General features: G+C 37.0%; 4 protein-coding genes. All 4 read right to left on the bottom strand.

Going from position 1 to position 7862, the window contains the following annotated elements; translation table 11 throughout:
* Positions 1 to 643: 643 nt before the first annotated feature.
* Positions 644 to 1402: a hypothetical protein gene (locus tag HXN26_RS06950; protein ID WP_273159892.1), complete on the bottom strand. Its 759-nt coding sequence runs from the start codon at positions 1400 to 1402 to the stop codon at positions 644 to 646.
* A 225-nt stretch (positions 1403 to 1627) separates the two neighbouring features.
* On the bottom strand, positions 1628 to 4852 hold the full coding sequence (gene carB / locus HXN26_RS06945; RefSeq protein WP_273159888.1) for a carbamoyl-phosphate synthase (glutamine-hydrolyzing) large subunit: 3225 nt from the start codon (positions 4850 to 4852) through the stop codon (positions 1628 to 1630).
* Positions 4852 to 5928: a glutamine-hydrolyzing carbamoyl-phosphate synthase small subunit gene (gene carA / locus HXN26_RS06940; protein ID WP_273159885.1), complete on the bottom strand. Its 1077-nt coding sequence runs from the start codon at positions 5926 to 5928 to the stop codon at positions 4852 to 4854. Before carA ends, carB begins: the two co-directional genes overlap by 1 nt.
* A gap of 36 nt (positions 5929 to 5964) precedes the next feature.
* Positions 5965 to 7854 carry an amidophosphoribosyltransferase gene (locus HXN26_RS06935; protein WP_024999971.1) on the bottom strand — a complete coding sequence of 630 codons (1890 nt, stop codon included), beginning with the start codon at positions 7852 to 7854 and terminating at the stop codon, positions 5965 to 5967.
* Between the last annotated feature and the right edge of the window lie 8 nt (positions 7855 to 7862).

The following is a 7862-nucleotide window of genomic DNA, read 5'->3' as shown; positions in this document are numbered from 1 at the left end:
AATAAAAGCGTTCCGTGAGCTTTCAGCCTACCAAATGTCCATTACGCCTTTTTTTATTTAAAATTGATTATCAAAGAAATTTTAGTTATGGTATCAGAATAAAGATGTAATGTACTTTTAAAGCGATTCGATTTTAAAACTAATAATTAGAAACAAAATAGCAGTAGGTTTTATTATGTAGAAGTGCTGTTAATTTTTTAGTATGTGTATACTTTAATAAAGTCGATTGAAATTTATAATAACAAAATAAAAAATTGTAATTATGTTTTTTAAATTTATAATTATAATTTTGCAGAATTCTTATTATGTTTTTCTAATCAGAAATTACCGCCTCTCTATAATGGAATAGTTTATCTTGGTAGTGCTTAAAGTCTTTCTTTATAATTATATAAACGTGAGTTCGATACGAGCTCTATGTATTACTCTGACATTATTATTCATGCCTAAGACTTTTACACGACTACTTATATCGAACTCACGCTTTATAAATTTCTTCTTATTCTTGATAAGTTTGAATGACAATAGTTATCTTATTCTTTATTGATTTTCATTAACTACCATCTGTTTCTAGATAATATTAGTATTACTTAATTAATTGCAAGTTATTTGTACTCATTATCTAAAAATTGAAAGAGTTTAGTTTTTAATTGTTGATTGATTTTGTTGACTTTTGTGTACCATTCTTATACTTTATGGTCTTGATAGTAATCCCCTTTACAGATTTAGATAGTTTACGTCCAGAAATATCATAGTATGTTTCGTTAACAGCTTGTGTACTGCTATTTTCCTCTATAGCTTTTACATCGTTTGTTGTTTTTTCCTTGTTTAATGTATATAAAGCACCTGTATATTCGCTCATTCTAAACCATGAATCGTCTGCTGAAATACATGATAACACATAAGTTTTGTCGTTTCCTGGTGCCTCAAGTATAATTTTATCACCATCTATAGTGTAGGTAACGTCTACAGTTGGATTTAGAGGAGAAGCTTGGCTATTTTCTATGCCATAATACCCCATGTATATATTTACAGTCTGATCTTGATCAGTTTTAATAGAGAAGATTAAAGATTTGTGAGGAATAGTAATTTTATTACCTTCTATATTTCCTTTTACCCAACGATTCGTTACATCAGAAAATGTCGCTGGTAGCGCAGCAATTGGGTTTTTAACATAAACAGTCTTGTTGTCTGCTAAAAAAACAACTTCAAAATCTGAAGCATCTGCTAAGTTAAGACTAGTCATCTCAAGTGAACCATCATCTCCTTGTTGTAACTTAATACCTTTACCAGAGCGGTCGTAGACTTTAATAATTCCTGCTGGGCGTTCAGTCAGTAATGATTCTTGAGCACTTACACTCATACCAATAATAGCTGCAAAAGCTAAAAGTAATAGTTTCTTCATTATTTCTTTTTTATTAGATTAGATAATTGATGATTTATCCATTAATACTAAATTCTTATACATTCATTATTATATCTTTTCGCTTGAATATAATTGGCTTATTTCAATGTTTGCAAAGATAAATAAATTGTATGAATGGACAAAATATTTGGAAATATTGTTTAATATAAAAATAAAGGCTTACACATCATGGGTTTTGTGTAAGCCTTTATTAAAGTATTTGAATTAGTATTCTCCCCAAGCCTTGATATCTATCTCGTCTAACTTAACATTGCAGAATGCTGCAATGAAAGCACTTGCAAGACGGCTATTAGTCAGCAATGGAATGTTGAAATCGATCGCTGCTCGGCGGATTTTATATCCATTGGTTAGCTCGCGTGGTGACAGGTCTTTTGGAATATTTACCACCATATCTATTTTCTTCTCATGTAGAAGGTCTAATGCTTGTGGTTGTTTACCCTCATCTGAAGGCCAATAAACCAATGTATTCTCTAATCCATTTTCTGTTAGATATTGAGAAGTTCCTCCAGTAGCAAAAAGATTGTAACCATTAGCTTTTAATATCTTTGCAGCATCAAGCATTTCTGCTTTTTGTTTGGCTCCACCTGTAGAAAGAAGTATATTCTTTTCAGGTATTCGTTGTCCAACAGAAAGCATACTCTTTAATAAAGCGGTGTGTGTATCTTCGCCAATACAGCCAACTTCTCCTGTAGAACTCATATCAACACCTAAAACTGGATCGGCTTTTTGTAAGCGATTAAATGAGAATTGAGAAGCCTTGATTCCTACATAATCAAGATCGAACAAGTTTTTGTTTGGCTTTTCCACTGGTAAGCCAAGCATAATCTTGGTAGCTAAATCAATGAAATTTAGTTTCAATACCTTGCTAACAAATGGGAATGAACGGCTGGCGCGAAGGTTACATTCAATAACAAGTATATCATTATCGCGCGCCATAAACTGTATGTTAAACGGACCATTGATGTGTAAGGCTTTAGCAATTTGTCTACTAATGCGTTTTACACGACGTACAGTTTCCACATAAAGCTTCTGTGGTGGGAACTGAATGGTAGCGTCGCCTGAGTGAACACCTGCAAATTCTATATGTTCTGATATTGCGTAAGCCATAATCTCTCCATCACGGGCCACAGCGTCCATTTCTATTTCTTTTGCATTCTCAATGAATTTGCTAACAACTACTGGGTGGTCTTCGCTCACATTAGCTGCTAATTGGAGGAAACGCTTCAACTCGTCATCGTTAGAACAAACATTCATTGCTGCACCAGAAAGTACATAAGAAGGACGAACAAGTACAGGGAATCCTACTCGATCTACAAACTCTTTAATATCTTCCATACTTGTTAGCGCACGCCACTCAGGTTGATTTACGCCAATATCATTAAGCATAGCAGAGAATTTTGCACGATCTTCAGCATTATCAATATCTTTTGCTTTTGTTCCTAGTATAGGTACATTTTCAGCATCAAGATGTATGGCGAGGTTATTTGGGATTTGGCCGCCCGTAGATACAATCACTCCCTGTGGCATTTCCATATCAATAATGTCCATAACACGTTCGAAGGTGAGTTCGTCAAAGTAAAGACGATCACACATATCGTAGTCAGTTGATACGGTTTCGGGATTGTAATTTATCATTATAGAGCGATAGCCTTGCTTGCGAATTGTATTTAATGCTTGCACACCACACCAGTCAAACTCGACAGAAGAACCAATACGATAAGCACCAGAACCCAGAACAATTACGCTTTTTCGGTCAGTTTCTAACTTAATATCAGAAGCTACCCCTGAGTAAGTAACATAAAGATAATTAGTTTGTGCAGGATATTCTGCCGCAAGTGTATCAATTTGTTTTACAACAGGGAGGATTCCATAGCTTTTACGCAACTGACGAATTAGTAGAACTGCCTTATGCATATTGTTAACTTCGTCTTCCAAACCAACAGCACGAGCAATTTGGAAATCTGTGAAGCCATATAACTTTGCTGTACGAAGTAATTCTTTGTCAAGTGTGTTGATGTTGCAAGTCTTTAATTGCTCATCAACATCAATGATATGCTTTAACTTGTGTAGGAACCAATGGTCAATTTTTGTAAGTTTGTGAATTTGTTCAATGGTATAACCTTTATGCATTGCCTTTGAAATAACGAAGATACGTTTGTCAGTAGGTTCACACAATGCTGCATCTATATCTTTGATTTCAAGTTCTTTGTTCTCTACGAAGCCATGCATACCTTGACCAATCATGCGCAATCCCTTTTGTATAGCTTCCTCGAAGTTGCGACCGATAGCCATAACTTCACCTACCGACTTCATACTTGAGCCTAATTCCTTGTCCACGCCACGGAACTTGCTCAAGTCCCAACGTGGTATCTTGCAGACAACATAGTCGAGTGCAGGCTCGAAAAAAGCCGATGTGGTCTTTGTAACAGAGTTCTTCAATTCGAACAAACCATAGCCCATACCTAATTTGGCTGCCACGAAAGCAAGAGGATAACCTGTTGCCTTACTTGCTAAAGCAGAAGAACGAGAAAGGCGTGCATTTACTTCAATTACACGATAGTCTTCGCTCTTGGGGTCGAAAGCATATTGTACGTTACATTCACCTACTATTCCGATGTGGCGTACAATCTTTATTGCTAACTTACGAAGCTTGTGATATTCGCTATTAGTTAGGGTTTGAGAAGGTGCAATTACGATAGATTCGCCCGTATGGATACCTAATGGGTCAAAATTCTCCATGTTGCAGACCGTAATACAATTGTCGTATTGGTCGCGTACCACTTCGTATTCTATTTCTTTCCAGCCCTTTAAACTCTTTTCCACCAAAACTTGAGGTGAGAACGAGAAAGCTTTTTCACAAAGTTTGTTGAGTTCTTCTTCGTTATCGGCAAAGCCGCTACCAAGTCCACCCAAAGCATAAGCTGCACGAATTATAACAGGATAACCCAATGTTGCAGCAGCCTTTCGTGCTTGATCTGCAGTTTCACAAGCCTCGCTCTTAATAGTTTTAACATCGATTTCGTCTAATTGCTGCACGAAAAGTTCACGGTCTTCGGTATTCATAATGGCCTTTACAGGTGTACCAAGTACCTTTACATTGTACTTTTCGAGTATTCCAAGACGGTCTAACTCCACGCCACAATTAAGAGCAGTTTGTCCACCGAATGCCAAAAGAATACCATCGGGACGTTCTTTTTGGATTACGCGTTCTACTAAATAAGGCTGAACGGGCAGATAATAGATTTGGTCTGCCACACCTTCTGATGTTTGAACGGTTGCAATATTCGGATTGATGAGCACGGTAGAAACACCTTCTTCACGCAGTGCTTTTAGTGCTTGTGAACCAGAATAGTCAAATTCACCAGCTTCACCTATCTTTAATGCGCCTGAACCAAGTAGCAGGACTTTTTTTATTGATTCGTCTTTCATTATTTCAGTGCTTCTACAAATTTATCAAACATAAATACTGTATCTATCGGACCCGAACTAGCTTCAGGGTGGAACTGTGAACTAAACCAAGGATTTGTCTTGTGACGAATTCCTTCGTTGCTGCCATCGTTCATGTTTACAAAAAGTTCTTCCCAGTCTTTGCTCAATGTTTTTGCATCAACAGCATAACCATGGTTTTGAGAAGTTATATAGCAATGGTTTGTTCCTACTAATCTGACGGGCTGATTATGTCCACGATGACCATACTTTAGTTTAAAGATGGTTGCACCAGCAGCCTTCGCCATAAGTTGGTTTCCCATACAAATTCCACAGATTGGTTTTGTGCTTTCGTTCATTTGCTTGCGGAGAATCTCTACCGCATCGCTGCACATATCTGGGTCGCCAGGACCATTTGCAAGGAAAAGTCCGTCGTATTCCAATGATGAATAATCGTAATTCCAAGGTACACGAATTACTTCGATGTTGCGATTTATCAATTCACGTAAGATGTTGGCTTTTACACCGCAGTCTACTAATACTACTTTCTTCCCGCCTCCTTCATTGTAACGAATGATTTCTTTTGTAGAAACAAGGTCTACAAAATTAACTCCTTCATAATGTGCAGTAGGAATGTTGTCAGCTTCATCGTCGAAAATGATTTGTCCCATCATTACACCATGTTCACGCAATACCTTTGTAAGTTCACGTGTGTCAATTCCTGTGATTCCAGGAACTTTTTCTCGCTTGAGCCATGATGCTAAGCTCTCGATGGCATTCCAGTGAGAGTACTCCTCCGTATAATCGGAAACGATGAGTGCAGAGACATAAATCTTGTCACTTTCCATAAACGATGGAATATGATTCTTCTCAATCGTAAATGGTGGAACACCGTAGTTGCCGACCAAGGGGAATGTCATGACAAGCATTTGACCTGCATAGGAAGGGTCGGTAAGACTTTCGGGGTATCCCATCATTGCTGTGTTGAATACAACTTCGCCCGCAATAGGCTTATCGTATCCAAATGATTTGCCGTGAAACTCTGTACCATCATTTAAGACTAAAGTTACATTCCTCATTTTATTTTGTATGTTGATGATTTAATGTTATCTGATTTACTTATTATAAACTTGTTCATAAAAGTTTATGAATGCTTGGTTTACAAGTCGCATTCCACCAGGAGTTGGGAAGTTTCCAGTAAAATACCAGTCTCCTTTATGGTTTGGTATAGCTTCGTGCAAGCCTTCAATACTTTGATAAACAAGCTCTACTGGAGTGGTCATACCTTTTGGACGCAACATCTCTACTATCCTTTTATTGATTTCTTCTACTGTAAAAGGAGCATAAACTTTACAAACTGCATTGTTAATAGTTTCGCCTTTTTCTTTAGCAACTTCCTTTTTACAAGCTTCGTAGACTTCGGAAAGGAGCGATTCCATATTTCGTTCCTTAATCAATTCTATAGTTGCATCAAAAACGCAAAACTCTTCTAAGCGTGGCATGTCAATGCCATAATAATCAGGATAGCGGATTTGCGGTGCACTTGATACAATTATAATTTTCTTTGGGTGAAGTCTGTCAAGTATTCGTAATATACTTTCTTTCAGTGTGGTGCCACGAACAATGGAATCGTCAATAATAACGAGATTATCCTCTTTAGGTGTAATGCTCTCATAACTTATGTCGTAGACGTGAGAAGCTAAGTCGTTACGCGAATTACCTTCAGTTATGAAGGTGCGTAGTTTAATGTCTTTCCATGCTACTTTCTCGGAACGGATAGACTGACTTAATATTTTCTCTATCTCTACATCGTTTGCATTACTTCCTAATTTCTTTATTTCTTCTGCTTTTTTAGAATTCAACCACTTCTCAAAACCTTGTAGTAAGCCATAAAAAGCTACTTCAGCAGTGTTTGGAATAAAAGAGATTACAGTATGATTGGTATCGTAATCAATAGATTTCAATACATTTTCGGTAAGTTGCTCGCCAAGTTTTTTACGTTCTTTGTATATATCTCGATCTGAACCACGTGAGAAATAAATACGTTCAAATGAACAGGCAGAATTGCCTTTAGATTCTAATATCTGATGTAGTGAGCTTTCTCCTCGTTTATTTACAATGAGTGCTTGACCAGGTAAAAGCTCTTTTATATCTTCACAACTTAAATCAAACGTTGTTTGAAGTACAGGACGCTCGCTAGCTAATGCCATATATTCGTCGTTCATGTAGAAAAATGCTGGACGAATTCCCCAAGGATCACGCATAGCACACATTTCCCCAGAACCTGTAATACCACATATCACATAACCACCATCGAAGTATTGCATTGTGGTTTGTAAAACATTCTTCATTTCCATATGGTCTTCAATGTAGTGCGTAATATCGAATTTTTCTAATCCAAGTGCTTTTGCATCACGGAAATTACGCTCTACTTCGCGATCTAAACGGTGACCCATAAACTCAAGAAGTAAATAGGTGTCACTGTATTTGCGTGGACATTGACCATAATCTGTGAGATGCTCGAAAATCTCACTTAGGTTTGTCATATTGAAGTTTCCACAAAATGAAAGGTTTTTTGCTCTCCAATTGTTTCTTCTTAGGAATGGATGAACATATGATAAGCCACTTTTACCTGTTGTAGAGTAACGCAAATGTCCCATATAAAGTTCGCCTGCGAAAGGTAAATGTTCTTGTGCGAAATCAACATCAGCAATTTTTGTTTCAGTATAGTCCTTATATTGCTTATGAATGTTGGCAAAGATTTCAGTAACGGCATTTTTACCTTCTGCCCTTTCACGAAACATATATTCGTTTCCAGGTTGCGTCTCAAGTTTTACGCTTGCTATGCCTGCTCCTTCTTGACCTCGGTTGTGTTGCTTTTCCATCATAAGATACATCTTATTCAAGCCGTACATCCAAGTACCATATTTCTCTTTAAAATAGCTCAATGGTTTCAGCAATCTTATCATTGCTACACCGCAATCTTCATGTATGTTCTTTTCCATTTTACTAA

This window comes from Prevotella aurantiaca, assembly GCF_015262605.1.
GTDB lineage: Bacteria > Bacteroidota > Bacteroidia > Bacteroidales > Bacteroidaceae > Prevotella > Prevotella aurantiaca.
Note: the sequence above shows the minus strand (reverse complement) of the source record. Positions and strands in the feature narration are given on the sequence as shown.

Excerpts from the sequence above, each read along its gene's own strand:
- HXN26_RS06950 (WP_273159892.1), bottom strand. The coding sequence starts at position 1,402 with ATGAAGAAACTATTACTTTTAGCTTTTGCAGCTATTATTGGTATGAGT.
- HXN26_RS06935 (WP_024999971.1), bottom strand. The coding sequence starts at position 7,854 with ATGGAAAAGAACATACATGAAGATTGCGGTGTAGCAATGATAAGATTG.
- carB (WP_273159888.1), bottom strand. The coding sequence starts at position 4,852 with ATGAAAGACGAATCAATAAAAAAAGTCCTGCTACTTGGTTCAGGCGCA.
- carA (WP_273159885.1), bottom strand. The coding sequence starts at position 5,928 with ATGAGGAATGTAACTTTAGTCTTAAATGATGGTACAGAGTTTCACGGC.